The sequence below is a fragment of the Enterococcus diestrammenae genome (assembly GCF_049384045.1).
Classification (GTDB): Bacteria; Bacillota; Bacilli; order Lactobacillales; family Enterococcaceae; genus Enterococcus_C; species Enterococcus_C diestrammenae.
Genome location: NZ_JBMRGR010000008.1, coordinates 58,583 through 84,767, shown reverse-complemented (window position 1 = coordinate 84,767; position 26,185 = coordinate 58,583). Strand labels below are relative to the sequence as shown.

Genomic DNA, 26,185 nt, shown 5'->3' with positions numbered 1-26,185 from the left:
AAAAAAATTGGGGGTGAGCTTGTGATGATTCTACGCCATGCTTTGGCTAGTTTAAAATACCATAAACGTTTTTTACGTCAATACTTACTCTGTCTGGTACTCTTTTTACCGATATTGTTTCTATTACATACCTTGCGTGCCACCTTGTTAAATTTACGGGAAAATATCACCAACCGCGTCCAAGAAGGGATATTACCAGAAGTGGACCAACGTTGGTTGACCTTACTTTTCACGGATTTAAAGTCCGTTTTACCGCTTTACAATGTGATTTTGGGAATCACCTGTCTCCTCTTTGCTGGCGTTCTTTTCTTGTTAAGCCGCAGTTACTGTCGCAGCCGTCAGTGTGAGTTGGTGGCCTATCGCCGCTTGGGTATGACACGGCGCCACTTCATTGGTCAACTCGCTCTTGAGCTGGTGATTCCAGCTTTTGTGTTGCTGGTTTGCTTGGCACTTGTTTGTATTGTTTTTCAGTCAAGTATGGAAACTGCCGTCCAGTGGATCCAATCTCGCCTATTGGATCGGTTTACAGATGTTGCCAAGATGGTGACTCCCAGCGGTACCTCTGATAGTAGTAATTTTCCGATTCGGGTAGGCCTCCCCGAAAATGGCTTGCTTTTGCTGGCAGCGATTCCTTTTGATAGCATTCACTGGTTAAAAGTCACTCTAGTTGCACTTGGCGGTACCGCCCTCACTATACTCAGTCTGATTGCCTTGGCGCTTGTTACTACGGTAATTACCATCAGGAGGTGTTTTACAAATGATTGCTGAACAAAAACATAAAAATCAAATCCGTGCTTGTTACACCACCAATCCACAAGCGCTACTAACCTCTTTTCAACAAAAAAAGACCCAACAGCTGGCCACTTTTGGCATCATCCATCCCGACTGGTTACCGATTCCCTATCTCGGGCTGAAGGAAAATATTTTGCTAGGGCTGTCTCGTAAACAACGAATGGAGGCTCAACTGACCTCAACCTTGAAACTAGTAGCTTTACCAGAGAGCATCTTTGCCAAAACAGCTGCCCAGTTGACCCAGTTCGAAACGATCCAGTTACAGTTGTTACAACAACTGTTACGCGGACCGCAACAGCTGGCTTTCATGGAAGTTTCTCAAGGCTTGTCCGTCAATGATATCCAACTTCTTTTACATCTTTGCTTGCAAATGAGCCGGCAATTAGACGTGGACATCCTATTTATCACAAGTGACCCTTTCTTCGCACAAGCCATTCAACAGATGAATTAAACTAAGCAACACTCTCAGTTCAGGCCTCTAAACCAAGGCTCGACTAGTGAGACACTAACGATCAAAGAAGCCAATCTTCCTATCATTAAGAATGGAAGGTTGGCTTCTTTGACTTCATTTATTACGAGTAAAAAGATGCGGATAGCAGGATTGATAAAATTTTTTCGTTAGATGACTGTTTAGCTAGCATTTGGTGGATTTCTGCAGCAGGAAATGTCAGCTTTTTTATGACATCAAAATGACAGCATGATACGCCATTTAATTCCTGAACCATCAGCCTTTTCAGTGCTCGATTTTTATCAAAGCTTTATCCATCAAAAAGCAACCACATCTTACAAGCATTTTCCTGCAAGTTGTGGTTGCTTCTCATTATCCAATAACGTCCTAACTGCATAACAGCAAGCCAAGGACCATCATTTATGATTTTTTGTCGTCAAGAGTCGGATCCTCATCCAGCGGTTGGCTCTTGTCACTAGGCTTTTCCTCAGGATCAAGGATGCGGCCGTCTTCTGCTAACTCCACATCTGGAAATGAAATGCGGAAAGTTGTCCCTACACCCAGTTCGCTGGCGACATCAATTTTCCCTTTGTGTAACCGCACCAACTGTTGGACAATGGCCAGGCCCAAACCAGATTCACCAAACTTGCGGTTTTTACGAGAAGGATCGGCTTTATAGTAGCGTTCCCAGATATTGTTCAACTGGTCTTCCGTCATGCCAATACCGGTATCGGTGATCTCCACGATGGTTTCCAAGTAGCCTTTTGAAAGGGCGACTTTGATGGTGCCATCCGTAGTAAACTGAATCGCATTTTGAATGATATTGACCATGATTTGCATGAAACGATCGTAATCCGCATAGACGCTCACCGGTTCTTCTGTCGTCAAAAGCAATTGGTCACCAGCAGCTTCTGCTTTTGGCGTCAATTGGGTCAATAAGGTACGCAAGGTCTCCGTCGCATCGAACTTCTTCACTACGATGGATATTTGATTGGTGCGAATTTTTTCATAGTCCAGATTTTCATTCACCAGACGAATCAACCGCTCTGTTTCATTTTTCATCAAACGTAAGGCGTTGTCTTTTTGATTTTCCGGAATCGCATTGTACTGCAACCCTTCTAACAAACCGTTGATGGTCGTCAAGGGGGTGCGCATCTCGTGGGAAGCATTGGCCATAAATTCTTTGCGGCGTTCTTCCTGACGCTGGATTTCATCATTGGATTCTTGCAAGGCTGTAGTCATCTTGTTGAAATCTTCCGCTAATTCATCAAATTCATCCCGGTTGTGGACGGGAATCCGCACATCAAAATTGCCGCTCGCAACTTCCCGTGTGGCATTTTTCATACGATTGATACGCCGCACTTGGATACTAGCATAGAAGAAACTGATAATCACCGCGACAATACTCGAAATAATAAAGCCTTTGAAAAGGTTCATATTTAAAGACTTCGCACTGTCTTCTACGTTTGTCGCCGGTTGGGTCAGCAAGAGCACCCCTGTTTTATCATTCAAACCCAAGCTCAACATGACATAAGCAGTGGTATCACTTTGGCCAAAAATATTTTTTGAATTCGTGAAACCCAGACGCTGACCTGTTTTGACTGCTTGCCACTGGGAAGTCAAAATCAGATTATCCAACTGGCTTTTTATTTTGAGACGCGCTTCTTCTTCTACAGGATAAATGATTTCGTTTTGATCGTTAATATAGACCAAATTGATATGTTGATTACTAAACAAGCCTTCTGTACTGCGAAAAGACTCCTGTAGCGCTGCCTCAGGATCATTTACCACCCCGAGGCGATTGGCATAAGTCTGGGCCACATCAATCGTCGAACTCGCATAGCTATACAACTGCTTGTAGTTATTTTCTTCAATCGTGTGGCGTGTCAACTGGGTAAAAGAGACGCCGACAATCAGTAACACGACCGCAATCACTACCCAAAAAGCCATCAATTGCTGATAGAGATAGCGCATCACGCCACCCCTGAATCATCAAATTTGTAACCAACACCCCAGACTGTCTGAATGACCTGTGGACCGACTTTTTCGATTTTTTGGCGCAATTTCTTGATGTGGGCATCCACCGTCCGTTCATCGCCAAAATACTGATAATCCCAAACCAATTCCAACAATTGTTCTCGAGAAAAAACTTGTCGTGGTTTTTTTGCCATCGTAAAGAGTAAATCAAACTCTTTCGGGGTCAAGCCAGGAATCAGCTGATCATCCAAATACGCTTCCCGCGTTTTGGTGTTCATTTTAAAATGGGTAGTTTTGACATCATAGGCTTCGTCATTGGCTTCTTGCGGCGCTTTTTCTACCAATTCACTCCGGCGATGCAAGGCTTTCATCCGAGCAATCAACGTCAGTGGGCTAAAGGGTTTGGTAACATAATCATCGGCGCCCATCTCAAGACCGATGACTTGATCACTTTCGGAATCCCGCGCCGTCAACATGATGATCGGCACCGTATCAGAAACCTTACGAATTTCCCGAGCAACACTCATGCCGTCCATTCCCGGTAAATTCAAATCCAACGTGATCATGTCCCACTTTTCCGGTTCTGCCAAAAAAGCATCTAAGCCTTCTTTGCCATCATATTTAAAAGTCGCTTCCCAACCTTCATTCAAAAAAAACATCTGCATCATTTCCGATACCGATTCATTGTCTTCAATCATTAAAATATTCATGGTCTCACATCCATTCCCTAATCTTTTCCCTTCGCCTAACTGACGGCGAAAAGTGTCATCTTCAGTATACTTCAAAGGGGCTGTTTTCTCCATTAACTTCACAGAATTTTCCCATAAGCTTTCCTATTTCATCGATTTTTTGGTATCATGTGGAAGATGTGTCCCACGACATGAAAACTAATAATCGAGGTGTCTGAAATTGAACTATCAAGCCATTGCTTTTTTTGACCTAGACGGCACGCTCCTTGACCAAAACTCCCGCATCACTCCTGAAGTGGCGGATGCGATGTTGGCCCTCAAGGAAAATCACGTCTTGCCGGTGATTGCTACCGGCCGCACCGAAATCGAAATTTTGGATATCCGTCAAGCTGCCCATATCGATTCAAATATCGTCATGAATGGGGGCTATATTCGCGTTGACGGTGAAGAAATATACTCCGACTTGATTGAAAAACCTCAAATCGAGCGTTTGTATCACGCCGTCTTAGATCACGGCGATCAACTTTCCTACTATAATGAAGGAGCCATTTGGTGTACCGGCCATTCGGAAGATTTGATTGGAGCTTATACCTTTATCCATTCCAAAATCCCACCCATCGATCCCCTGGGCTTCCAAAATAAACCAGTCAATATGCTACTGGTTCTTGGTCGGGAAAATCGGGATTTCTATGAAGCAGAATTTCCTGAATTTGACTTCTATCGCAATACCCCTTACTCCATGGATACTGTCAAAAAAGGAGTTTCCAAAGGAGCCGCTATCAAGATCCTTCGAGAAACTACTGGTTTGAGTCACTTGCCAACTTTTGGTTTTGGAGACGGTCCTAATGACAAAGCCTTATTGCAAGCTTGCGATACCAAAATCGCTATGGGCAATGCCGGCGATGAACTAAAAGAAATGGCTGACTTTGTTACCAAGAAAAATACAGAAGGTGGCATCATCCACGCCTTGAAACATTTCCAATTGATCTAGCTGGATGAACCCATGACCAAAACTGGTTGTGGGTTTTTGCTTAGCTTACCGGCAAATCCTAAAAAACACCTTAAACCAACGTCTCCCACTTTTCAAGGATAACTAGTTGTGTTACACTAACATCACGGAACCTCCCTTATATAAGGGGGCTGTTACGGATTCGACAGGCATTGTCGAGCTCGAATCGCGCTTCGAAGGTTACGTCTTCGTTAAAACGTTACAGTTAAATATAACTGCTAAAAACGAAAACAACTACGCTTTAGCTGCCTAATAACAGTTTAGCGTGATCCTCCCGGCATCGCCCATGTGCTCGGGTCAGGGTCTCAAATGAAGTGGGATACGCTAAGTCTTTCCGTCTGCAAGCCTTAGAAGAGATCATCAGACTAGCAACATCAGTAGCCTGTCATTCGGCGATTGATCGCGCGAAACCTTAAATAGAACTGACTATGAGCGTAGACTTTTGGGTAGCGAGATGTTTGGACGCGGGTTCGACTCCCGCCAGCTCCATTGGTAGTTTTTACCACTTTTGACTAAGCGTTGAAATCCTTTTAGATAAAGGGTTTTGGCGCTTTTTGTTTTTCGTGGTTTTTAGCGAATATCAAAAACGGATGGTCAAAAGGATGGTCAAAAACATGTTTCCTTAAACAAAAAAAGACCCCTCCCACTCAATTAAGAGCAGGAGGAGTTCCTATGTACGGCCCTCGGAAAAATCCGAGGGCTATTTTGTTATTTAAGATAAACAGACGGCACCCAGCCAAATCCATCAACTTCGGACCAATGTTTGCTCCCGTGAACAGACTGCCCGTTGTTAGCCGTAGCGGTGACCTTAACTTTTGTACCCTTTTTAAGGATACGGTAGCCGCTAGCAGTTTTAACGATCGGGCTAGAAAGAGACTGGCTCGTGTAGACATTAAGCTTGTCGATCGTTACCGTCTTAGTTTTGCTGGTTGATGGCTTGTTTTGCGAATTTGCATTTAAATCTGTGGCAGCTGCCCACCCAAGGCCGTTCACATGATACGGTTTTTTCTTGCCTTTAGCGATTTTATCAATCTTTCCAGATTTACCTCGACTCTTACTTGATTTGCCAGAGCCATCCGCATCCTTATACAAATTCCCAGTGACTTTAACGGTATCACCTGTCTTCAGACCAGTAGTTGGTTTTGATTCAGAAGGGGAACTAGTTTTATATCCAAAACACGCCAGCATCGCTGCAATCGCCTTGTCTAAATTCTTGACTAACTTATCCATATCGGATTTATTATCAACAAAAGCCCATTCGATTAACAGCACTTTCTTGCCTGGGTAACTATTTCGTGCTAAATATAGCCAACTACCATCTTTAGCGCCTCGATTGGTTAACCCTGTTGCTTTAGAAATGGCAGCTGCCATCTCCTCTGCCTTGCCCTTACTTGATGGCGATCCGTACAAGACTTCCACACCGTGCGCTGTGCCGTTGAATGCATTTAAGTGGTTGGACAAAGCCCAGCCATCTGCACCAGCGTTAATTTTGGCGGTGATATTTCCAAGATTGCTATTTGCACTTGTGCCGGCATTATCCGTTGTGTCTTTTGCTTTTGTAATAGTTAAAATCTTCTCGTTGATCTTCCGAGTAAAATCAGCCTCGTTATATCCATGCCCGCCAGCACCTGGATCAAACCAAGTACTACCTGTTTTCTTACCACCGTGTCCAGCTCCGCTACTTACAATACTCATTTTTCTTCATCCTCCTTATACATTATTTTCTTGATCATCTTTGTCTGGTAATTTGTCTTGTTGATTGGTCTGCAGTCGCTTGATGATTGGATCAAAAATATCTTTGCCGACACCAAGTTTGTTACAATTTTCCACCACACTGATCAGTTCGTTTGCTGTTTCCAACGTGTAGACACTGATAATGACCGTCACAGATATTAAATCTGGCAAGACGATGGTCAATGGCACAATCGCCACCAATACCACCAGCAGAGCAAACTTTTTAAGCAATCCGGTACTCATCTTTCCGGATTTTAGGTCGTGGTTGGTGTAAGCCTGGATAAAGCCAGTGATCATGTCCGCTGCCATTAAAATCAAAATGACACCCAGCCATATCAGCACCTTTCCATACTCATTTTTCATCATTTCTTCTGCCCACAGAATCATTTTCATATCCATTAGACTCACTTTCCTTTTCTTATTTTAGCTTTTGGGACCAACACAAAAAGACAACCAGCGATTAGGCTGATTGTCAAAAACTAGAACTTACCTAAAATACGGTAAATGTTTATATTTGCAGTATTTATTTCTGATGCACTTGATGAACCCATATTGTTATTTACACTTTTTGATGCGCTAATTTTTAATTGTGTATTATTTACATACGAAACACTTGTTTCTGCATAAGAAAATCCAACATCTGTCCCGCCGTTATTAATATTAACGCTGGTCAATCCAAAACCACTTTTAAGCTGATTAACAGTGATCCGAGCTAAGCTGTGATTGCCTTGATACTCGTACATGATATCGAAAAACTCAAATTTATGGATTCCGTCTGTCAGAAGTATCGAATCGTTCAATTTTCCAACACTCCCAGAAAATAAAACTGCTTCTTGCCAAATTCTTCTCCAACCGTTAGGATTGTCAACTTTATTATCATCGTTATTAACAACATAAGTCCAAATTTTCCCAGTACCTGTTTGTGTTGCAGTAATAAATTTTCGGGATCCTGCGACTGCCACATCCACCAAGAAAAATGAGTAGGTTAATGGTAAATTATTTGTCAAATTGCCCTCGATTAACCAATTTCCTGCTGATAGATCAAGTACATTAATATCCCCGTCGCTAATTAACTTACTATCCCCGTTTGCCGCTGTAAGCTTACTTAACATTTCTGGTGTCATGAAGCCGGATACCAAACGGTTGACTTCTGGATGGGCTTCATCCCCTCCTAGCCCTTTGTGATGACTAAAAAGGCGCCAAATTTTAGCTAACATACTTTCCATTAATTTTCGCCTCCATAACCAAATGTCAGTCCTGTACCGCGACCAAATTTTAAAATTTCAACTGTTTTAGTTGACTCATCAATACTAAAAACTGACCAACTATCCTCTTGTGGCGTATACCAGTATTGTGTGCCATCGTTATCTCGGCCTACAGACTGAGCAGTAATGACATAATTAATTCCACTTTGCAAAAGGTAATCATCCCTGTGCTGATGCCCACAAACAACTGCAATAACATCTCCTGTTTGTCCGCTAAAATTAAAATCTAGATTTACTGGCAAGTCTGCACTACTACCAAGTAGGGTTCCGCTGGTTTTACCCGCAAATCCATTAATCAATTGTAAAAGTACATCGTGATTGTAAACATTAGCAGTTGGCTCCCCTCCAATTGTCCCCTTGATATTGCAGTGGCTAAATGTAATTACATCTCTATTGGTTTTTAGCGCAGTATTTGCTAACCATTCCAGCTGGTCTTGCTGGATTACGGTTGTGTTCGTACGTGGATATTTGAGAATTCCGTTTTTATCTAATGTTTCAGGGCTTTGGTACAAATCAAGCCAAATTACTCTGACGTTAGTATTTGGAATATCATAATAGCAATAATTTGATTCGCCATTTCGCACTTCCCCAAATCTACTCGATTTCTGGAAATACAATTCTGCAAATTCTGCATTTGTTACTAAAAAATCAGTCCCAGGAACTTTATTCGCATCTGCTCTTATAGACTGATCATCGTGATTTCCAATGCCGATTATAATCGGACACTCGCAGCATGTGTCTAAAGTAGTTGCGTAATCTCGATGATGTTTTAAAATTTCTGTTTTAGTATTTTTATTTTCGTCAGCATTGTCTCCACCGGAAATGATCAGGTCTAATTTATCAGAGATAGCACCGATATTTAAAAGGTGTGTTAATCCGTAAGATGCAGCTGGAAATGGTCCCCAATAATCTGATCGAACTACATAGTGAACGTCGGTAATATGTCCAATGTTGATATTATTTTTTCTGGATTCAAGCTGATTTTGAATATCGAACAGTGGTGCCTCAAAGATATCACGAATGCCACCCATAATTTCATCGTTGATATTAGCAGAATTGTTATTTGTCGCTTCGTCTAACTGCGTTTTTAAATCATTTAATTGATTAAGCAATTCACCATTCGGATCAAGAGATTCCAAAATTTCCTTATTTTGATTTACAAATTCATCCCAATCCGATTTTCCAGCAGCTAAATACTCATCTAATTTGCGTTTTAAGTCTTCAAACGTCCATAAATACGTTGATCCATTAGTTTTGACTTCTGTAATTCCGTCCGAATAGACCGACTTAATAACGTTGTAGTAAAAATCGCGAGTCGTAAACTGTTCCGAAAAACTACCATCAGAATTCATTCTCCTAAAACTAAAATATGCGGTATGGCGGCCAAGATTTTGCCAATCGGTTGGTTTTAATGTATATTCCAGCTTTCCGTTAGCAGAATCAATCGGTCCATCAACTTCTTGTTCGATTAATCCTAGGCCTAAGTCTGTCGATATCTTGGCACAAAAGAATGGTTTCAGCCCCGTGTATGCTTTCGGACTGCTGTTTTCCGTCATCGTTACAACAAAAGTCTGTGTATCTTGATCTGTTTGTCGGATTTTTAATAAACCAACATCATTATTTGGTTCCGTGGTACTTAATGTAATTGGATATCTAATTGCCAATTAAAATCACTCCTATATCGTTATCTTTGTTCTTGGATTAACAAAATCATCATCGCTACTTGGCCAAAAAGCCTTCATTAGTTGGAAATGCAAGTGTTCACCTGTCGATGGTCCTGTGGTGCCCATCAAACCTAGTTGCTGGCCTGCTGTGACGGTTTGACCAGCCGTGACATCAATCCGTGATAGGTGAGCGTAGCCGGTATACAAGCCATCCGCATGCTGGATGACGACATAGTTACCATAGTAGTCAAAATACTCACTACTAGCTTGGACTACCTTACCAGCGTTGGATGCTAGAATTGGCGTATTTGGATTACCGTTGACCAAATCAATCCCATTATGAAGTTGCAAAACACCAGTAATCGGATGTACTCGCATCCCAAATTCAGAGGTGACTGTGATTGGTTTAGCGATTGGCAACTGATAACCTCCAATTGCTTGCGTATCAAACGGGATCTTCGTTGGTGTTGTCAACGCCAACGCATCGACCTTTTCAGCCCGAAAGCGATTCTGGATCCCTTGAACGTATTCTGGCGCCACCATTGATGAAGCGTTGGCTACAATGTAGTCGCAAACAGTCGTGATAAAACTGCTGTCGTTCCATGAACTTGCGAATTGTTGGACAAAACTGTAAAAGAAGCCGCTTTGAACCGCTGCTGGATACCAGTTTGTGATGGAACAAAAGATGGAGAGTGTCCCAAGCCATTTGTTGCCGTCGTTTAAATCCACGCCTGTGCTTGATTTCAAATGTTCAATCATAGGTTTCAATTTTTGACGACAGAAATACTCGGCTTGCACGCCGGTGAACAACGTTTCGTTTGCTGCACCAAATGTGGCCCATGAGTTGTTAAACTCTGACGTGCCCACGCTCCCAACCAGCGCACTTCGGATACTTGGATAGTTAGTCGCTAACCAAGCTAGAAATGGTGTCATCTCATAGGCTTGAGTGAAAGAATACTTCCCATAGTTCCAGCCGGCTCCATCGTTTAAAGGTTCGTGATAATACCCCGACGAACGATCGCCCATTTCGTATTTAGCAGTCAATGCCAATACTTTTACAAAAATGGTCAAGTCACCACCACTTGGACCGCCAGAACCGCTCCCGTTCGTGTCAATTTTCACGCCATTAACATAAAGTTCTTTGACATTTAAACGGCCGCCAACAGTAGCGTTATTGCCAACGTTTAACGAGTCACTAGCTGTTAGCCTTTCAGTTGCCGCGAGACCATTGACTCTAATATTTTTGGCAAACTCTGCGTATTCGGCTGCGTCTATTCGGCCGTTGACTTTTAGCGTGTTGGTGATTTCTAGGCTAAGAGCTTTGAGCGCGGATACAATATTCACATCGCCAACAAATGTTGCCTTGCTAGCGATGAAATTGCCCACTTCAACAGATACGTTTTTACCCGCTGGTGTTTTAAACACGATATTTCCGCTCTTGTCTAACTGGATACCGTTATTTTCAATTGCTGAAAGTTGAATGATTTGTCCGCCTTCATCCAAGGTGATAAACAATGAACGGCCGTTGTAGTTTTCGTCTGGTAATGCAATGCCGGAGAACTTAGTACCGGTGGTTCCTATTAAGCCAACTGATTCGTTGTTGTTCCAAAACTGATTACCTTTCTTTGTTAACTCCATGATCTTTTTGCTACCATTCCAAGCTTGAAGGACACCAGCTGCTAATTTCAACTGATCACCAAGAGCGTTAAAAGATGTCTCAAAAACATCAGCAATAATCTTCCCAGTTAAGATAAAATCAGCATTTAGGATCCCATCAATAGACCAAGCATTTCTAAAAGGGCCTCGCCAGCCATCACGAGAAAATCCAATTCCTTGGTTATTAATTGCAATAACATCCTTGGCAGTCTCTCGGCTGTCAGTATCCATGTAATACGTTGTATGGGGTCTGTTTTTTGGATATTGTAAAACCGAACCACCCTCTACCCCATTGATTAAATCAGTGATGTAATCAACAAATTCAGACATATAACCTTTTTTAGTTAATGCTTTGATAGTCTCTCGCATTTCATTATTTTGTTGCTGATAAAAAGTTAATTTTGCATCGCCCGCTACAATTCTTTTTGTTTTTTCAAGCAGTGAATCGTAAACAACTTCGGTAATTTTAGCCTCAACATAAATATCATAAAGCTTGTGATAAACGCTAAAGGTGTCAAACAAACCATAATTTCGCAATCGGGCAAATTCTTTTGCTTCTTCTGAGTCGGTTAATTTATCAACTTCCAGTTCAATTGATACTTTTGGCTTATCAACACCAGGATTTGTAGATGAAAAATACTTCCCCGCTACCTTATTTAAGCTATCTAAATCATGTACACCTTGTTCTTCGGTAAATTGAACATACCTAGCATAAATATCTGGATAGTTATTAATTAGTGAACTATCCACCTTCTTCCCATAGATACGCTTAGTTTTACCATCATTCCCATCTTGTAAATCTGCATAAGGTAGACATCGAGTAATAATCGATTGCCAATCAAATGTGATTTTCAATCCGGTCAAATCTTTCCCGTAGCGTACAACTCCTACGTTGTCTCGCCCACGTCGTCTAAGCAATGATAGTTTAAACGGTTCGCGTTTAATCTCTCCACCCCAATACTGAAGTAAAGAACCTTGTTCCCCAGCAATACAATTCAAAACATTTCTAGCCTCGAAAGTTGTACTCGACCGGGTAGTGATATCAGAAAATAATTTGATATCAGAAGATGCATCCATACCGGCAGTAATCAATTGCATCGCTTCAGAGCCATTACAAGATGCGATTTCTACATGTTGGACCTGTCGATTGCCCAAGCGATAAGTACGAGATTGGGCATAGATTAAGATATTGTTACCAATCGTGTCTTTGTAGGTTCGCTTAATTTCAAAAATATGATAGGCATCTGAATCATTCGGCTTAACCTTAATCTGATAGCCATTCTCGAAGTATTCAGCAAATCGAGAAAGCAGCGGGTGTTCAAGTTCTAATTCATACACGCCATTTGCACCTTCACGGATATCTGCCCGAGTCGTATCTCGCAATATCCCTAAGCCGTTGGTGCTAAAATCCGTTGCTGTCGGCTCATAAATTCTTGGTTTCAAACTTTTGTCCACCACCTTGGCTGAATATTGAATTCTTGTACACTTCCAGTCCATCTAAAAGTATTGGTACCTTTAGAAAGCGTGGGGAAATCAAGAAATTTCGTTTTGCTATCTTGAGTTTCCAAAATACCATCCACAATTCGATATGATTCTTCTAATTGAGAATCGATGAGTATTTCATTACCAATATTTACTAATTGAAACTTTTGTTCATTAACCCAAAAAGAAATATCCCCAGAACCCTTAATCTGAATTAAAGGTTTGGAGATATAGGGTTCGATATTTGCCAGTTTTTTTGCATTGGTTATCCACCTTAAGCCTGTTCTTGACATTTTAAATGGTCGCAAGCTAATTTTGAACTCAAATGGCGTCCACATCCCATTTTTATGAGTACCACTGAATATAGGCGGCTCGACGACAATCGCTTGGTAAATATAGTGAGGATCAAAATTGTAAGTAAAATCGGCGTAGTCAGACATATCCAACCACGCCTTGATTTTATCTTCTAAATGGTACATTTCTTCGTAGTCACTTACTTTTGCGACACACTTCAACTTCCATTCCACATTTTTGTAATAAGCATAATCAACTACTACCGAATCATTTCCAGGTCTTTCCTTCAACTCAATTACTCGACCAGCAGAAACGCGTTGAGGTCTAGCACTTAAAAACACATCAAAGGCTTCACTGTCAATGTGGTTGATTTTAAATTGTCCTGGTCTAAACATTGAATACCCCTCCTTTTGGATCCTCATCTCGTTCTCTTAAATCTTGAATAAATACAACCAAACGTCTAGCCATATTCATTAATTGAACGTCGGATAATTCACCTAGTGCTTGGAGAGTGATATTAAATGTATCTCCTAGCTTTCTCTTATTGGTTTCAGTATCTTTTTCAGGGTCATCATTGGTCCCTGTTGCAGTAGGTACAACTTGATTCACATCAATCCCAGTACCTAAATCATCTGTGTTAAAGTTTAATTTTTCTGAAATGGTGTCCATAGCATTTTGAATAGAATCGCCTTCATCTTCAATACCACCGGCAATCCCCAGAGGAATCCATTTCCCGACAAAATCACGGCCCCATCTGGATGGCGAGTGAATACCAAAGAAACTCAAGACATTTTCTTTAAAACCGCCCATAACTTTTTTGGCTGAATCCCATAAAGCACCGGCAGAGTTGGAAATTCCTTTGCCGATACCAGAAATGATATTAACGCCTACTTCTAGCCAATCAACGGACGTGAATTCATCGATAAAGCCAGTAATCAGCTTGTAACCGACATTTCCTAATTCACTGATATACCCTAAAAATCCATCAATAATCGCCAACATGATTTGTGGAATTGCCCCCACGATAGCAATAATGATTTGCGGTAAATTCTCAACTAGCGCAATGAATAACGTGACCCCTGCTTTAATTAACTGCGGTGTTGCACCACTGAAGGCACGAACAACGGATGTGATGATTTGCGGGATTGCTTTAACAATTGCTTGAATAATTGTCGGTAAAGCTTCTACTAGTGCAATCAATAGTGTTATACCGGCATCAATGATTTGAGGTACGGACTTGATAAAGAAACTTACCAAGCTATTGATAATTTTTGGCAATGCTTGAATCAATATTGGTAAAGCTGTAATTAAACCTTGTGCTAATCCTGTGATCAATTGTAATGCTGCATTAAGTAGCATCGGCAAATTTTTAATCAACCCTTGGACAATCGTAATTATTGCTTGGACCGCTGCCGGTATCAACGTAGGCATGGCTTGTGCAAGTCCCATCACTAGGGCCGTCACGATTTGCATAGCCACGTTAATAAACATTGGTAAATTAGCAATGATTGTCTGAATTAGCGTCATTAACGTATTAACCACGACCGGAATTAGTCCTGGTAACAACGTCAGTAATGTTTGTAAGACTTGGTTGAACAAGTCAGTCACTGCAGTAAGTAGCGTCGGTAGCAACTCACCAATTGCAGTCAGTATCCCATTTAACAGTGGTGGCAAGGCGGTCACGATATTCCCTAAAACAGGCGTGATGTTTTGAACAACATATCCGAATTGTTCTACCAAATTATCTACAAGCTTACCAATATCAGCATTGGCATTGCCCATACCGGCTAGCAAGTTTGTCCAAGCAGAACTCATACCAGCAATGGAACCGCTGATTGTTTCAGTGGCTTCTTTTGCAGTAGTCCCTGTAATCCCCATCTCTTCTTGCATCACATGGATGGCTTCCGTGACATCCGCAAAACTAGATAGATCATATTTGATCCCAGAAATCTTTTCTGCATCCGTCAAAAGACGTTGCATTTCTTCCTTGGTTCCGCCATACCCCAGTTTGAGGTTGTCCAACATAGTATAGTTTTGCTTGGCGAATCCTTGGTAAGCATTCTGGATATTGGTAATATCTGACCCCATTTTATTGGCATTGTCTGACATATCAATAACAGCCTGGTCAGCAACCGTTGCGGCTTTCGCAGTGTCTCCACCTAGGGATTGCAGAAGAGACGCGGAAAATCCTGTTACTGTCTCCATGTACTCATTAGCTGACATCCCGGCAGTTTGATAGGCTTGGTCAGCAAAGTCCTGGACTTTTTCAGAAGCTTTACCAAATAAGGTATCTACCCCACCAACTAGCTGTTCATAGTCAGCATAAGCAGAAACAACTTGCTTACTTAAGCCAACAGCGGCTGCTCCAGCGGCACCTGCTGCAACTGCCATGCCGGCACCGACAACTTTCAAGCCGCTACCAAGTTTGCTGAAGATTGATTCAGACTTTTGAGCCTTACCAGTGGTTTCATCAATGGCGGCATTCGCTTCTTTGTTGTCAGCGCTAATTGTTCCAAACAGCTCAAACACATTAAATGCCAAAGTCGTCACCCCCAAACTTTTCTAGCATCCTCAACGCGGATTCTGCAGCTTTTTGAGATTCAGACTCGACTTGTTCTTTTGGCTTGGCTTTTTCTAGCATCTGCTCCTTAAACTCGTTGTAAGATGCGTTTTGCCTCATCGGATTGGCAATATACATCGACCACAACTTATCATCCGTCATTTCTTCAAACATCGCACTTAGAAAATCATAGAAATCACGCCATTTAATCGTAGACAACAAAAAAGAGACGTCACTATATCTTTTGAATAGTGTGTCTCTAAATTTATGTAGTCCACCATAGCGTTCAATTAAGAAAGCAATTCGAATACTTCGCGTAATTCCGGCTTTAAGAAAAAATCCTTCACTAACAAGGCATAAGTGACAATATTTGTTTTGCCGATTTCTTCTGGAGTTTTACCTGTCAAATCCGCCAATAAGCTGTTTAACTCGGTTTTAATACTTTTGTGGTTAGCCAAAATATATTTCACTGCTTTACCAACAAGATCAAAACTTTGGGCAGAAATTTCTTCTTGGATATCTTTTATCTGATTCGCTAAGGTTTCTTTTTGCTTGTCATCTTTACCACCAGCAACAATCGCCAGTTCTTTTGCTTTTTGAGATTTGATTTTCGCAATGTCTTTTTTCTGCAAGAAATCATTAACCAGATCCGTAACATTCAAGATATTGATGATTTCGAGAATTTTAAAAACATCATTGGCCTCTAATTCTCTCATCGAATAGCCCAACAGGCGCTCTTTAATTTTGTTTTCTTTTTCAGCCTTTTTGACTGCTAATGCTTGTTGCTCAACCTCAGTTAATTTACTCATTTACTATCAGTCTCCTTATTCGTTTCTGGGGCACCGTCTACTTTTCGACTCGTTTCTATAACATCGGCTTTAACAATAGTTTCTTGCACTGGTTCAATCAAGATGCGTTTTAGATTGTTGTTTTTGGTAGTTAGCTGTTTAATCCGTTTTGGGTCATCATTTGTATAAATGTCTCCAAGCCAATACTTCTGACCTTTTTCAATAAAAGGATAAATCACCTTGTACTTCATGAAATTCTCCTTTCTATGCCTCTACTTCTGGTTCTTTAGGCATCAGGATTCGAACTGGCAACGACGTGCTGGTAATATCATCAATTGGTGTTCTTGCAGCAAAAGTGAGTGGATAGATGGCTTCTGCCTTATCTTTCACCTCTAATTCGAGACCTGAAGTACAAATCGCATGATCCATGATGATAATCACAGGCAAGTCCGAGCCACTGAGGGTTCCGATATACCCTAAATTGCTAATATAATCCGTTTCTTCAATTTTTTGTTTTGGCTTGATCACGTCGTAGCCTTCTGGATAATCCGTCCCAGTTGATTCCGTTACTTCCGCAAATAAAGCCATTTTCACGTTATCCCGAGTGTGTTCAATCACGTTGATTTCAAAGGTTCCTTCACTGGATTCAATCATGTCACCGCCCACCGGAGTGGTAAACACACCGTCAACTTCGACTTGGCGCAGATTATTTTTAAGAGACAATTTTGAACCGCCGCTGGTAGCACCCAATACATCGTAGGACCATTTCTTTGTCTCGCCGTCCCAGGTTAGGTTGCGAACTAAGGCGCCAGCGTTTAGTAAATACCGTTTCGGGGTATCTTTTGAATAACCCGATTTAGGCAATGTTTCACTTGTAATCGTCATTTTATTTCCTCCAATCAATTTTGCAATAGAGCTGGATAGTGTGGCGTTGAAGAGTGTCTGAGCCAGTAGGGATTGGATTATCATTTCGATATTCAATCTGAACCAAGAACCCATCCGTCAATTGAAAGAAAGGTTCTCGGTCTGGAAACTTCTCTATCATGGCTGACACAGCCTTCAATAAATCCACGTCACTGCTCTTATTATTGTCAAAAATATCCACATCAATATAAAAACCCTGACCGGTAAACCGAATAGGCTCACCAGTCAGAGAAAATGTTTGATAAGGATAGATGACTTTCTTTTGCGTATTTTTCAGGTAATAACTTTCCGGATTAACTTCTTGAAAAAGTTCTTCCAGATAATTGATTACCTTGATTCTGTCGTTCATCAAATCTCCTCCCCGAAGATTGCCTTCGCTAAGGATTCAATCTCTTTTCTAGTTTGACGAAAGGCGGGACGCAAATAAGGTTGGGGCTCTTGACCCCAAGTGAAAAACCACTCACCCGATGGATCCTTGTAGACCCAACCACCTTTTCGGCCACGACCATTCTCAGCAAATTCACCAGTGCCAAATTCCACATAAATAGCGTACTCTACATTCGTTCCAACGTAGCCAACTAATTCTCCCTCATCGACTTGGTAATCAATCGAGCCTTTCAGTCTAGCCGTCTGGGTGGTAGCTAGCAGGATTGCCTGTCCTTGGACTAAAATACAAGCCTCGAATAGCCAACGAACTGTAGCCTGTTGAATTGCATCTTTCGCTTCTTGTGAGTGATCTCGAAACACCATTAAGTCCACCTCTTACAATAGATTTCCAAATGGTCCCCTTGCTCCATAATGTCATCCACAAAAGTAATCTCAAATTCTTGGCCATTTCTTGGATTTTTAATGCGGTCAGTAGTCAAGATTTCCTTGGCGGGAAACCCTTCAGTAATAAAGACCTGCTGACTGGAAGCAAGGAGCGAATTTTGATAGGTCTGCTCGTCGCTACCCGTAATCATGTCTAAATAGCCATTCACAACCTGAACGCTCTTAAACGCTAAAATAGGGTGGTTTCTTTCATCAACTTCTCCAGTGTCCATTTCTCGAAGGATTTCAAACGGCAAAGCTTTCATAATATCCACCTACCATTTCAGCAAGCGATATTTGTCCACAAAAGACATCATCGCTGCCGGATAACCATTGATGGTTTCTCCTGAATTCTGGTCAAAATACGTCTCAGACACTCGGGAGACGGTTTTAGACTTCAAACCCATCTTGTCTGTCATCTGAGTATCATATTTCAAAAGCTTTCGTACACCAGCGAGAATATCAGCTGGATATTCTACCTTTGTGAGGTAGGCTTCTTTATCATTCCCAGTGAAAAGCTTTGGATTACCATCAAGGATAATAGTATTCCCAGCAACTTCTTTGATTACATAGAGACCATTGTTCCATTTACTAGCCGAAATTTGGATAGTATCTCCATTTCGCAGTCCTTCAACCTCATCAAAGACAATAACAGTGGCTTCACCTTCAAAACGAAGATTACAAAAGCGAACACGGCGATTCTGAAAAGGATTGTTCGTCAATTCCCGGATAGAAATTTCCAAACCGTCTAAATCGGCTTGCGTCACATTTGGATAGATCTTTTCAGCTTCATCAAGAGTAATAATCATGGGCTGTCTCCTCTCAAAAAAAGAAGAGGACAGCTTATTTGCTATCCTCTAAAAGTTTTTTCAAGTCATCTGTACTAGCATTTCCTTTGAACTCAATGCCTTTTTCAGTCAAGGCGGCTTTGATTTCATCGCGAGACATATCGGTGCTTTTGACAGCCTCCAATTGTGCAGTCAAATCGGCCACCTTAGCGACCAAGGCATCATTTTCAGCTTTAAGAGCATTGTATTCAGCAACCGAGTATGTTCTACCGCCGGTGGCCGTTTCAACAACTTTATAAGTCTTGGTTTTCTTGTCTAGCTCCACGACATCATAGCCCTCACCAAGATAAAAAGTCTTGTCGGTCTCATCAACTGTTAAAATACGATTTTCCTTTCTAACTTTCATGCTTATTCACCCCCCGCAGCTGCAGGTTCAACAGCAAAGGCTAATCCTTCATGCTTGGTTTCAAATAGTAAAACATCATCATAAGATTGTTCATAGTACAAGTAGTTACCAGAGTTAGCCGCAGATGGTGCGTCCAAGCCTACAAAACTGTATTTTTGAGGAGCAGCCATACATGGGATATAGATCAAGAAGAAATGCACTTGTTGAGCAGTTGGATCAGCCACCGCACCAGTCGTGAAGTCATACAAAGTTTTCATACGATCAGATGGAATTGCTGGTTCAATCACAACATCATCCAAACGATTAATAATCCGATTGATTTCACCGTTACTGTTTTGAACAGGAACCGTGCGAGAGAATGCTTGTAAGTTCTTCACCATAGTCCGAAGAGTTGGCGTACAGAAAATAGAACGTCCTTCAGTTGGAACGCCAGCTTCATCCATAGCCGTCATCATAGCGTCAAAGGTTTCCAAGAAATTATCCTTAGTGACAGCAATTTCGGTAATCCCACTAGCAGGAGAAAGAGCTTTTTTACGGGCAAACAAAGTAGATACCATCTGTTTATCCATTTCTGGAATTTTTTCTTCATCGTTGTACACTTTGGTGATATTTGCGATAGATACGGCTTGGTTTGTTTCATCAATATCCAATGGATCAACTAAAGTAGACCAATACCGTTCGTTGGTCAAAGTATATTCTTCCCATTGGTTTTCGTAGTTCGCATCAACGGCTGTAAGGGTACGACGTGTACGATCCTTACGACCATTTTTAATTAATAATTTTGGTACTTTTACTGTTTTAGCACCAGTGAATTTCAATTTTCCATTAGATGGGGAACTCCATAATTTTTGTGTGTACAGCAAGCCGTTTGCTGCATATCGTTGTTGTAATCCTTGTTGATAGGATTCGGCATAGTTTACTACTGCTGGCATTAAAATTCCTTCTTTCTATTATTTTGCTTGAGGTGTTGGCACGTCTGACATGAAGGCATCAATCATGGCTTGTGCTTGATTAGCTTCTGAGGCGCCACCTGCACCTTGCTTGGCATCGATTCGCTGAAATCCATCTAAGTCATTATTTTGATTATTCTCTTGACTTTGTTTATCAATTTCATCCGACTGAAAGTAATCTGGCATATTTTTTTGCAGATCCTTCACCTTGTTTTCAAGGTCTTTTACCTTGCCATCCTTATCCACTTCCAGATCACCAAGTTTAAACATTGCGTACTCAATATCCTTGGCGCCAGCAGCAGTCAAAGCATCCTTGGCTTGAATTGATACTTCCATATCCGCCAAAGCCTTCTCCGCTTTTTCCCGAGCATCTCGTTCTACTTGCAAGAGTTTTTGGGCATCCGGATTGTCCTTTGTTTTTTCTTGCAAATCCTTAAGAGTGCTATTGGCCTGCTTTAGCTGGTTAGACACGTTGTTATACTTTTCTTTAGGTACCGCATTTTTCGAAAACTCCGCATCAATTTCTTTATTCGCAGCATCGAGATCCACAGTTCCGTCTTCTTTCACGTGTTTTGCCAAAATCGTTTTAATCCATTCCATTGTGTTTTCCTCCCATACCTGTTTATAGCGGTCGGTTCCGCTTTGGGTTTCCAGATATACTGCTGGAATCAGTACGGTACCAGTTTTACGTCATAGTCCAGGACAAAATAAAAAGCCCCATTTCTAGGACTTACTTTCCTTATAATCAGTACGAACTACTGTACAACCAACTCGTGTGTACCATTCCACTACCTGTTTCAGACTCTTGGCAGTATGAGATAAGAGTTCAATTTTCAACGGTACATCACCATTGTGTTTTTCCGTTACACCTATTCCCACCCTAGCATACACACCATTCCAGTGATCTCTTAGTCCATTCGGAAAGTTTTCTGTTTCGATTGCGGTCTTGTAAACATGGACCACATCAGGTTTAACCTTCAGTATTAAGACAGCTTCGCAAAAATCTTTCATAAGCTACTTTCCCGCCTTCCGTTTCCCTAATTGATTTTCCATGACAACAGTGATAATCAGCTTCTCATTTAGGACTTCCGGAATATCCATTTCTTCTAAAGCTTTTTGGATAGCTTCAGTTTTCGAACGGCACGTCACAAAAGTAAAGTCATGCCAACTGTCCCAAGCATGACTAAAACTAACTTTAAATACGTTCATAGGCTTTCTCCTTTCTGTCAGGTGGTTTTTTAACAGGTAACGCAAAAAGACCGATAATCTCATGCAGAGTCATCGGTTGCCAAGGGCTATTCTGTTTATCCATTAAGATTCCTCCTTAATTTTGCGTACAAAAATAGCACCAGACTCTCGAATAGATTGAGCTTCTCGCCATTCATCATAATTCTTATACTCAATGACTTCTTTTGACTCGTTATCTCTTCGAAGCTTTGGCTCCATACCAAGAATTACTGAAATAGCAATACACCTGCAGTTACAGTCCTCCTCAGCTCTACCAAACATGTGCGGCTGGAGAGTTTTCTTGCCAGCAATCTCAAAATACTCATCCACTTCCCGAACTTGGCCATCCAATTGCTGGTGAGTGTGACGGGTACTGCCGTCTAGCGTGGATACCCACTTCTTTTTGACGCGGGCACCAGCGCTAATGGCGTCTTGCTGTGACTTTTGGGTGGTAACTCCAGTAACCCGGCCAGCTTCCGTACGAGCAATATTCATAGAGCGACGATAAGAAGCGCCACCGACTTCAGAAATCTGCAACGCCATCTTTTCAGTGGATAATCCTTTGGCGAATCCGCGAACGAGCACACGATTCATGTTCTTTTTCATCTTAGCGGCATTGCCCTTCAGACGAGTTGAAAGCTTGCGACTGGCTACTGGCGTATTAATGATTGTCTCCAACTGTTTATCTGTCAGCATTGCAAAAGTTAAAGGTACTTTTTGACTCATTTCGAACTCGTAGAATAAAGCATTGAAGGCTGTATCCCCCTGGTGCTTCAAAAAAGACCATAGGGACTGTTTTTCTTGGCCTTCTAGCTCATTAATCTTCTGATACATGGAAGTCCGAATTGATTCCAGACGTTCCTTCTGCAGCTTCTTCCAGTGCTTATCGTCGGTATCAATTTCTTTCTGTAACTGAATAACATCTTTGGTAATCTCAGATGCCAAGTCTTTGTATAGGGCCAGTAAATCTTTGTCTAAGTCTTTTTCAGACCTGTCGAGGATTTTCTCAATTTCAAGCTGATACTTGTTCTTCTTGACCATCCTCAATCACGTCCTTAGGCGGCAATTCTGACTCTTCAGTATAATCCTGCTCATCCAACAACTTTTGAACCTCTTCAAAATCTAAATCCATCAAATCACAGATATTCTTCAGGACTGTTTCATCATCCAAGCGACTAGCTGCTTCTAAAACAGTATCCAGTTCAATTTGCCGGGTTTCCGCAATTGTCTTCTCTCGATTGGCATTTTCGGTCTCATCCACCATGGTGTCCCGAGTGATGATGATTTCAATATCGCTGGTATCGTAAGCTTTCTTATGACGTTGATTAATATCGGCCACAATCAGCTCCAACATTCGTTTAATTAGCTTCCGAAGTCGAACTTCCATCTTGTTGCATTTGAGATCTAGCAAAGTATAACGGGACTGAATTACCACGTTGGTAATATTGCCATCGCCCACTTGAGAACTATCAAATCCCATGCCAAACTTGTAAATTCCCTCTTTGTCCACCTGTAGTTTAGCTTTCCGGGCCTCAACAGGAATATCCACTGTATGAACATCAAGGCTACCATTTTCGCCAACACCAACCGCGCCACGACTTCTCAGATTGTTGATGAGTTTCTCATAGTTGTCCCCAGGGAACCCCTTCACAGCAATAAAAGGCTGGTCAAAGTCCTGCAGATTATTAGACAAGGCACAGGCCATCAAGTCATAATCATCAATCAGCGCTTTGATAGGCTCTAAATCGGTAGTCTTGTACTTATTGTTGTCTAGACGTAAAAAAGGAATAAACTCAGGCATATTCAAGGCGGTTCCAAGAGAACGGCCATACACTTCACCAGTCTCTTTTTTTACAATGGTGTCAAAGTAGACCGGATTTACTGAGATACGAGTATCTAGCTCAAAAGTTTGCATGACATCCCCTTTTGAGAGGAAATACCACACTTTTTCCTTGTCCCAGATTTCAGCCCTGGTCACAATCACAGTTTTCCCTTCCCGATAAATTGGCACATCATAGTATCGAATAAAGACGATTAGCTGATTGTCATTGTCATAGATTTCAATCGTCTGTAAGCTATCCGATACCTGGAACTGAAGGCGGTCATCCGTTAGTTTGGTGTAGACATATTCATAGCCTTTTAGACTAGCGCCTTCCACTACTTCTTGCAGCATAACCTGGAAGTCCTCGTCGATATATTCATCCAAGAGTTCTTGCAGTCCTGCTTGGTCTGTTTTGATTTCAACCGGATTGGATAGCAGATATTGGACTTTCTGGTCCACCAGCTCTAAGAAAAACGGGTGTGCAATCTTGATATTGCTACGAGAAACTTCTTCACGAATCTTGCCTTCGTTATCCAAATAGAACATTCGATAGTTGAGAATGTCGTGCTTGTATTTATAGTAATCGACAGCAGTTCGCATGGTTGACTTGTGACTAGCCATACGATCGTGTGTGATTACCCGTTTTAGTGCGGTTGCTAACACTTTTGGGTCTTCTGATAAAAAATACTTTGGATCGTCCAAGGATGGACCTCCTTTCTTTGGTATAATTTTTGTGAAAGCGAGGTGATTCAATTGTCATTTAAAATGAACGGATTTGATGAGTTAAGCAACAAACTTAACAAAATGAACAAAGGTGTAGAAGAAGTAAACAAACGTGGTGAAGTATCTTTTGGGGAACTCTTCACCGATAGCTTTATGAGGAGCCACACAAAATTTTCAAAATTAGACAAATTCTTTGAAGCAAGTGGTTTTGATGTAAGTTCCTCTGAAGCTTTTTCTGCAATTCCTGACGAAGAGATCGATGCTTTTACAGCACAAAACTCCGAGTTTGATTCCTGGGAAGAGATGTTATCTACTGCAGGTCAGGAATACATTCTGAAGAAAATGGGCTTTTAACAGCTTCAATTTTCTTCAAAGTCTCTTTCAGCTGGTTTAACTGGTCCTCAGCCAGTTCGACTAGCTGTTTTATTTCTTTCAAGTCTTTCTCGTTAATTGGCACTTTTAATTCCATTCTCTTGTCCTCCTAATATAGCCAGCCTGCTTGCGATTTCATATATGGTTCCAATGCATAACGCAATGCGTCAATGATGTGGTTATTGGCATCAACTGGCACGTTTAGCCATTTACCAGCTTTATCTTGTTGGTAAACATAAGTGTTAAACTCCTCTAATGTCTTTTCGCATCTAGGATGAATATAAACTTTCAAGCCTTGCATAAAAGCAATACCGTGTTCAACAGAATCTTTCCCTTTGATTGCTCCAACAATACCAGTCGCCCCGCTATTTCTAAGTTCAGCAATCGTTAAAGGGCTGGCGCTATCTGCACGAATAACTTCATGCATAAGTCCTCGTTTATCAATTTCATCAATGATATCTCTAATCAACATTCCTGTTCGGTACAATTCACCGTATATCCACAACTCATTGTTTTCTTTATCGTAAACGGCACTAGGTAAGGTAGTTGGGTCATTGGTAAAACCAAAGTCCATCCCATGAATAACAAGGCCAATTTCTTTGATTTTTTCAGCTATGTCGAAATCTTTTACCTGGTAGCATCCATCAAATACTAGGCCTTCAGCAATTCCCCAATCTCCATCACAAACTACACGAGCTCGCCTTGGATTGGTACGGTAGAGATCCATATATCTTTGCCTATCACCATCATCTAACCATTCATTGTCTCGAAAAGTCGTAGTATCAGCAAAGACATCATCTTTTTTAGTTTCAGCATCAAAAAAAGCCCCTTTTAGCCAATGGTGTTCAGACCAAGGATTAAAAGTGACTGTAATTTGTTTATAAAAATCAGGCGCATCATACGTCCCACGAATGGATTCAACTACTGTATCGAACTTAGCTTGGTTCTCAATTTGATAAGCTTCTTCAAACCATGTCCAGCATAAAATTCCCACATCAACAGTAATTGAGGTAATTTTTAACTCATCATCCAACCCACGAAAAAGGATTTTCTGACCAGTCCGCCTTACTGTGATTTCTGGCAGTGATTCGTTAAATTTAAATAGATGAGATACATTAAGCCTTGCTGCTGCCCATTTAAAGTCAGTATAGGTAGATTGTTTATTCGTATTAGAGAATCGTCGGACTACAAGTAAATTTGCCCATTCATATTGCAGAATATCGTAAATATAGCAAAGTGCAGTAGATTTTGATTTCTTAGAGCCCCGTGAACCTTTTACCGCTCTAAAAAAATTACGACAATGAAAAAAGCGATTGTAACCCTTGCCTAGCATTTTAGCCATAGAGACTTTTACTTCATCATCCATCGTCATCATCCTGAGGTACATCATTTACAAAGATAACTTTTTGCGTTCCGGCGACATCGACTTTATCGGTGAATAGCGCATGGCGCTTACCTAACAGCTCCGCAGCCTTTAAGCGGTCTTTTGCTCCGACATCAACATCTTCATAAAGACCTTTTGAAGTTGCAACAGTTTCTGTTTCTTCTCCGCGCATAACAGAAGTCAAATACTCCAAAACTTCTTGGGCGTCAGCGATTCGTTTGCTTTCCATTTCAGAAAGTCGGGAATTTATATAATCTTTTAGGTCAGGTTTAGTCAAGTTTTCCTGTCCTATTTGTTTAGCTGTTTTTTTGCTATAACCCGCTTTAATCGCCGCTTCCTTAGCATTACCCAGCTCGACGAAAAAGTCGCAAAACCTTTTTTGTTTTTCAGTCATTATCACGTCTATTCACCTTCTTTCAGC

30 protein-coding genes and 1 other RNA gene are annotated in these 26,185 nt (G+C 41.3%); 5 read left to right on the top strand and 26 right to left on the bottom strand.

The features are described from left to right. Positions 1 to 21: 21 nt before the first annotated feature. Positions 22 to 768 (top strand): FtsX-like permease family protein, encoded by a 747-nt coding sequence (locus tag ACO03U_RS07315; RefSeq protein ID WP_204687554.1) that lies wholly within the window; start codon positions 22 to 24, stop codon positions 766 to 768. Further along, entirely contained in the window at positions 758 to 1,243 is a 486-nt protein-coding gene (locus ACO03U_RS07310; RefSeq protein ID WP_161870007.1) for a hypothetical protein, read from the top strand. The genes ACO03U_RS07315 and ACO03U_RS07310 overlap by 11 nt, the downstream gene beginning before the upstream one ends. A 417-nt stretch (positions 1,244 to 1,660) precedes the next feature. Here the strand turns inward: ACO03U_RS07310 and ACO03U_RS07305 are convergent, their stop codons facing one another. Together ACO03U_RS07305 and ACO03U_RS07300 are read right to left on the bottom strand one after the other, a co-directional pair. Continuing rightward, positions 1,661 to 3,214: an ATP-binding protein gene (locus ACO03U_RS07305; RefSeq protein WP_204687555.1), complete on the bottom strand. Its 1,554-nt coding sequence runs from the start codon at positions 3,212 to 3,214 to the stop codon at positions 1,661 to 1,663. After that, complete coding sequence (locus ACO03U_RS07300; protein ID WP_161870009.1) at positions 3,214 to 3,927, bottom strand: response regulator transcription factor; 714 nt, start codon at positions 3,925 to 3,927, stop codon at positions 3,214 to 3,216. Before ACO03U_RS07300 ends, ACO03U_RS07305 begins: the two co-directional genes overlap by 1 nt. Positions 3,928 to 4,126: 199 nt before the next feature. On the opposite strand from ACO03U_RS07300, the gene ACO03U_RS07295 reads away from it, so the two are divergent. Beyond that, complete coding sequence (locus ACO03U_RS07295) at positions 4,127 to 4,897, top strand: Cof-type HAD-IIB family hydrolase (protein ID WP_161870010.1); 771 nt, start codon at positions 4,127 to 4,129, stop codon at positions 4,895 to 4,897. 145 nt (positions 4,898 to 5,042) lie between these two features. Beyond that, positions 5,043 to 5,407: a transfer-messenger RNA gene (gene ssrA / locus ACO03U_RS07290) on the top strand. A 216-nt stretch (positions 5,408 to 5,623) separates the two neighbouring features. On the opposite strand, the gene ACO03U_RS07285 is transcribed toward ssrA, so the two are convergent. The 21 genes from ACO03U_RS07285 to ACO03U_RS07185 form a co-directional block, all read right to left on the bottom strand. Then, positions 5,624 to 6,610 (bottom strand): N-acetylmuramoyl-L-alanine amidase, encoded by a 987-nt coding sequence (locus ACO03U_RS07285; protein WP_204687688.1) that lies wholly within the window; start codon positions 6,608 to 6,610, stop codon positions 5,624 to 5,626. Between the two features lie 15 nt (positions 6,611 to 6,625). Then, the gene (locus ACO03U_RS07280) at positions 6,626 to 7,048 is read right to left on the bottom strand and encodes a phage holin family protein (protein WP_204687690.1); all 423 of its coding nucleotides are present in this window, start codon (positions 7,046 to 7,048) and stop codon (positions 6,626 to 6,628) included. A gap of 80 nt (positions 7,049 to 7,128) precedes the next feature. Next, positions 7,129 to 7,875 carry a hypothetical protein gene (locus tag ACO03U_RS07275; protein ID WP_204687692.1) on the bottom strand — a complete coding sequence of 249 codons (747 nt, stop codon included), beginning with the start codon at positions 7,873 to 7,875 and terminating at the stop codon, positions 7,129 to 7,131. After that, complete coding sequence (locus tag ACO03U_RS07270) at positions 7,875 to 9,578, bottom strand: BppU family phage baseplate upper protein (RefSeq protein ID WP_204687694.1); 1,704 nt, start codon at positions 9,576 to 9,578, stop codon at positions 7,875 to 7,877. The genes ACO03U_RS07275 and ACO03U_RS07270 overlap by 1 nt, the downstream gene beginning before the upstream one ends. A 12-nt stretch (positions 9,579 to 9,590) precedes the next feature. Continuing rightward, a complete protein-coding gene (locus ACO03U_RS07265; protein WP_423104503.1) occupies positions 9,591 to 12,731 on the bottom strand; it encodes a phage tail spike protein in 3,141 nt (1,046 codons plus the stop codon). Beyond that, entirely contained in the window at positions 12,674 to 13,405 is a 732-nt protein-coding gene (locus ACO03U_RS07260) for a phage tail protein (protein WP_204687697.1), read from the bottom strand. Before ACO03U_RS07260 ends, ACO03U_RS07265 begins: the two co-directional genes overlap by 58 nt. Continuing rightward, positions 13,398 to 15,485 (bottom strand): phage tail protein, encoded by a 2,088-nt coding sequence (locus ACO03U_RS07255; protein ID WP_455287373.1) that lies wholly within the window; start codon positions 15,483 to 15,485, stop codon positions 13,398 to 13,400. The genes ACO03U_RS07260 and ACO03U_RS07255 overlap by 8 nt, the downstream gene beginning before the upstream one ends. 55 nt (positions 15,486 to 15,540) lie before the next feature. Continuing rightward, entirely contained in the window at positions 15,541 to 15,744 is a 204-nt protein-coding gene (locus ACO03U_RS07250; protein WP_204687701.1) for a hypothetical protein, read from the bottom strand. 116 nt (positions 15,745 to 15,860) lie between these two features. Next, a complete protein-coding gene (locus ACO03U_RS07245) occupies positions 15,861 to 16,379 on the bottom strand; it encodes a hypothetical protein (protein ID WP_204687703.1) in 519 nt (172 codons plus the stop codon). Next, on the bottom strand, positions 16,376 to 16,609 hold the full coding sequence (locus tag ACO03U_RS07240) for a hypothetical protein (RefSeq protein WP_204687705.1): 234 nt from the start codon (positions 16,607 to 16,609) through the stop codon (positions 16,376 to 16,378). The genes ACO03U_RS07245 and ACO03U_RS07240 overlap by 4 nt, the downstream gene beginning before the upstream one ends. A gap of 13 nt (positions 16,610 to 16,622) precedes the next feature. Further along, positions 16,623 to 17,243 (bottom strand): hypothetical protein, encoded by a 621-nt coding sequence (locus ACO03U_RS07235; protein ID WP_229084646.1) that lies wholly within the window; start codon positions 17,241 to 17,243, stop codon positions 16,623 to 16,625. 1 nt (position 17,244) lies between these two features. Next, positions 17,245 to 17,631 (bottom strand): hypothetical protein, encoded by a 387-nt coding sequence (locus tag ACO03U_RS07230; protein ID WP_204687707.1) that lies wholly within the window; start codon positions 17,629 to 17,631, stop codon positions 17,245 to 17,247. Then, positions 17,631 to 18,032 (bottom strand): HK97-gp10 family putative phage morphogenesis protein, encoded by a 402-nt coding sequence (locus tag ACO03U_RS07225; protein WP_204687708.1) that lies wholly within the window; start codon positions 18,030 to 18,032, stop codon positions 17,631 to 17,633. Before ACO03U_RS07225 ends, ACO03U_RS07230 begins: the two co-directional genes overlap by 1 nt. Then, positions 18,032 to 18,358, bottom strand: a complete 327-nt coding sequence (locus ACO03U_RS07220) for a head-tail adaptor protein (RefSeq protein ID WP_204687711.1) — start codon at positions 18,356 to 18,358, stop codon at positions 18,032 to 18,034. The genes ACO03U_RS07225 and ACO03U_RS07220 overlap by 1 nt, the downstream gene beginning before the upstream one ends. A gap of 9 nt (positions 18,359 to 18,367) precedes the next feature. Beyond that, entirely contained in the window at positions 18,368 to 18,901 is a 534-nt protein-coding gene (locus ACO03U_RS07215; protein ID WP_204687713.1) for a hypothetical protein, read from the bottom strand. A gap of 34 nt (positions 18,902 to 18,935) precedes the next feature. Next, positions 18,936 to 19,286, bottom strand: a complete 351-nt coding sequence (locus tag ACO03U_RS07210; protein WP_204687715.1) for a hypothetical protein — start codon at positions 19,284 to 19,286, stop codon at positions 18,936 to 18,938. A gap of 2 nt (positions 19,287 to 19,288) precedes the next feature. Next, the gene (locus tag ACO03U_RS07205) at positions 19,289 to 20,218 is read right to left on the bottom strand and encodes a capsid protein (RefSeq protein ID WP_204687716.1); all 930 of its coding nucleotides are present in this window, start codon (positions 20,216 to 20,218) and stop codon (positions 19,289 to 19,291) included. 18 nt (positions 20,219 to 20,236) lie between these two features. Next, positions 20,237 to 20,836 carry a phage scaffolding protein gene (locus ACO03U_RS07200; RefSeq protein WP_204687718.1) on the bottom strand — a complete coding sequence of 200 codons (600 nt, stop codon included), beginning with the start codon at positions 20,834 to 20,836 and terminating at the stop codon, positions 20,237 to 20,239. Between the two features lie 414 nt (positions 20,837 to 21,250). Continuing rightward, on the bottom strand, positions 21,251 to 21,445 hold the full coding sequence (locus ACO03U_RS07195; RefSeq protein WP_204687720.1) for a hypothetical protein: 195 nt from the start codon (positions 21,443 to 21,445) through the stop codon (positions 21,251 to 21,253). Positions 21,446 to 21,547: 102 nt separating this feature from the next. Then, positions 21,548 to 22,504, bottom strand: a complete 957-nt coding sequence (locus tag ACO03U_RS07190; protein WP_204687722.1) for a phage head morphogenesis protein — start codon at positions 22,502 to 22,504, stop codon at positions 21,548 to 21,550. Then, complete coding sequence (locus ACO03U_RS07185; RefSeq protein WP_423104497.1) at positions 22,476 to 23,987, bottom strand: phage portal protein; 1,512 nt, start codon at positions 23,985 to 23,987, stop codon at positions 22,476 to 22,478. Before ACO03U_RS07185 ends, ACO03U_RS07190 begins: the two co-directional genes overlap by 29 nt. A 51-nt stretch (positions 23,988 to 24,038) precedes the next feature. Between ACO03U_RS07185 and ACO03U_RS07180 the strand changes: the two genes are divergently transcribed. Further along, entirely contained in the window at positions 24,039 to 24,362 is a 324-nt protein-coding gene (locus ACO03U_RS07180; protein WP_204687724.1) for a hypothetical protein, read from the top strand. Here ACO03U_RS07180 and ACO03U_RS07175 read toward each other — a convergent pair. The 3 genes from ACO03U_RS07175 to ACO03U_RS07165 are packed head-to-tail and all read right to left on the bottom strand — an operon-like array spanning position 24,319 to position 26,158. Then, entirely contained in the window at positions 24,319 to 24,477 is a 159-nt protein-coding gene (locus ACO03U_RS07175) for a hypothetical protein (RefSeq protein ID WP_204687726.1), read from the bottom strand. The two genes, ACO03U_RS07180 and ACO03U_RS07175, sit on opposite strands and share 44 nt — an antisense overlap. Positions 24,478 to 24,489: 12 nt before the next feature. Continuing rightward, entirely contained in the window at positions 24,490 to 25,746 is a 1,257-nt protein-coding gene (locus tag ACO03U_RS07170; protein ID WP_423104495.1) for a PBSX family phage terminase large subunit, read from the bottom strand. Beyond that, entirely contained in the window at positions 25,739 to 26,158 is a 420-nt protein-coding gene (locus tag ACO03U_RS07165; protein ID WP_204687728.1) for a terminase small subunit, read from the bottom strand. The genes ACO03U_RS07170 and ACO03U_RS07165 overlap by 8 nt, the downstream gene beginning before the upstream one ends. Positions 26,159 to 26,185 lie beyond the last annotated feature (27 nt).

What these genes read in the sequence shown, in the direction of transcription:
- ACO03U_RS07260 (WP_204687697.1), bottom strand. Translation starts at nt 13,405, where the DNA reads ATGTTTAGACCAGGACAATTTAAAATCAACCACATTGACAGTGAAGCC.
- ACO03U_RS07205 (WP_204687716.1), bottom strand. Translation starts at nt 20,218, where the DNA reads ATGCCAGCAGTAGTAAACTATGCCGAATCCTATCAACAAGGATTACAA.
- ACO03U_RS07235 (WP_229084646.1), bottom strand. Translation starts at nt 17,243, where the DNA reads ATGACGATTACAAGTGAAACATTGCCTAAATCGGGTTATTCAAAAGAT.
- ACO03U_RS07240 (WP_204687705.1), bottom strand. Translation starts at nt 16,609, where the DNA reads ATGAAGTACAAGGTGATTTATCCTTTTATTGAAAAAGGTCAGAAGTAT.
- ACO03U_RS07275 (WP_204687692.1), bottom strand. Translation starts at nt 7,875, where the DNA reads ATGGAAAGTATGTTAGCTAAAATTTGGCGCCTTTTTAGTCATCACAAA.
- ACO03U_RS07195 (WP_204687720.1), bottom strand. Translation starts at nt 21,445, where the DNA reads ATGAACGTATTTAAAGTTAGTTTTAGTCATGCTTGGGACAGTTGGCAT.
- ACO03U_RS07305 (WP_204687555.1), bottom strand. Translation starts at nt 3,214, where the DNA reads ATGCGCTATCTCTATCAGCAATTGATGGCTTTTTGGGTAGTGATTGCG.
- ACO03U_RS07250 (WP_204687701.1), bottom strand. Translation starts at nt 15,744, where the DNA reads ATGTTTGAAGAAATGACGGATGATAAGTTGTGGTCGATGTATATTGCC.
- ACO03U_RS07265 (WP_423104503.1), bottom strand. Translation starts at nt 12,731, where the DNA reads ATGGACTGGAAGTGTACAAGAATTCAATATTCAGCCAAGGTGGTGGAC.
- ACO03U_RS07165 (WP_204687728.1), bottom strand. Translation starts at nt 26,158, where the DNA reads ATGACTGAAAAACAAAAAAGGTTTTGCGACTTTTTCGTCGAGCTGGGT.
- ACO03U_RS07280 (WP_204687690.1), bottom strand. Translation starts at nt 7,048, where the DNA reads ATGGATATGAAAATGATTCTGTGGGCAGAAGAAATGATGAAAAATGAG.
- ACO03U_RS07230 (WP_204687707.1), bottom strand. Translation starts at nt 17,631, where the DNA reads ATGAACGACAGAATCAAGGTAATCAATTATCTGGAAGAACTTTTTCAA.
- ACO03U_RS07190 (WP_204687722.1), bottom strand. Translation starts at nt 22,504, where the DNA reads ATGGTCAAGAAGAACAAGTATCAGCTTGAAATTGAGAAAATCCTCGAC.
- ACO03U_RS07310 (WP_161870007.1), top strand. Translation starts at nt 758, where the DNA reads ATGATTGCTGAACAAAAACATAAAAATCAAATCCGTGCTTGTTACACC.
- ACO03U_RS07170 (WP_423104495.1), bottom strand. Translation starts at nt 25,746, where the DNA reads ATGGATGATGAAGTAAAAGTCTCTATGGCTAAAATGCTAGGCAAGGGT.
- ACO03U_RS07220 (WP_204687711.1), bottom strand. Translation starts at nt 18,358, where the DNA reads ATGAAAGCTTTGCCGTTTGAAATCCTTCGAGAAATGGACACTGGAGAA.
- ACO03U_RS07300 (WP_161870009.1), bottom strand. Translation starts at nt 3,927, where the DNA reads ATGAATATTTTAATGATTGAAGACAATGAATCGGTATCGGAAATGATG.
- ACO03U_RS07245 (WP_204687703.1), bottom strand. Translation starts at nt 16,379, where the DNA reads ATGAGTAAATTAACTGAGGTTGAGCAACAAGCATTAGCAGTCAAAAAG.
- ACO03U_RS07285 (WP_204687688.1), bottom strand. Translation starts at nt 6,610, where the DNA reads ATGAGTATTGTAAGTAGCGGAGCTGGACACGGTGGTAAGAAAACAGGT.
- ACO03U_RS07210 (WP_204687715.1), bottom strand. Translation starts at nt 19,286, where the DNA reads ATGAAAGTTAGAAAGGAAAATCGTATTTTAACAGTTGATGAGACCGAC.
- ACO03U_RS07215 (WP_204687713.1), bottom strand. Translation starts at nt 18,901, where the DNA reads ATGATTATTACTCTTGATGAAGCTGAAAAGATCTATCCAAATGTGACG.
- ACO03U_RS07200 (WP_204687718.1), bottom strand. Translation starts at nt 20,836, where the DNA reads ATGGAATGGATTAAAACGATTTTGGCAAAACACGTGAAAGAAGACGGA.
- ACO03U_RS07175 (WP_204687726.1), bottom strand. Translation starts at nt 24,477, where the DNA reads ATGGAATTAAAAGTGCCAATTAACGAGAAAGACTTGAAAGAAATAAAA.
- ACO03U_RS07225 (WP_204687708.1), bottom strand. Translation starts at nt 18,032, where the DNA reads ATGGTGTTTCGAGATCACTCACAAGAAGCGAAAGATGCAATTCAACAG.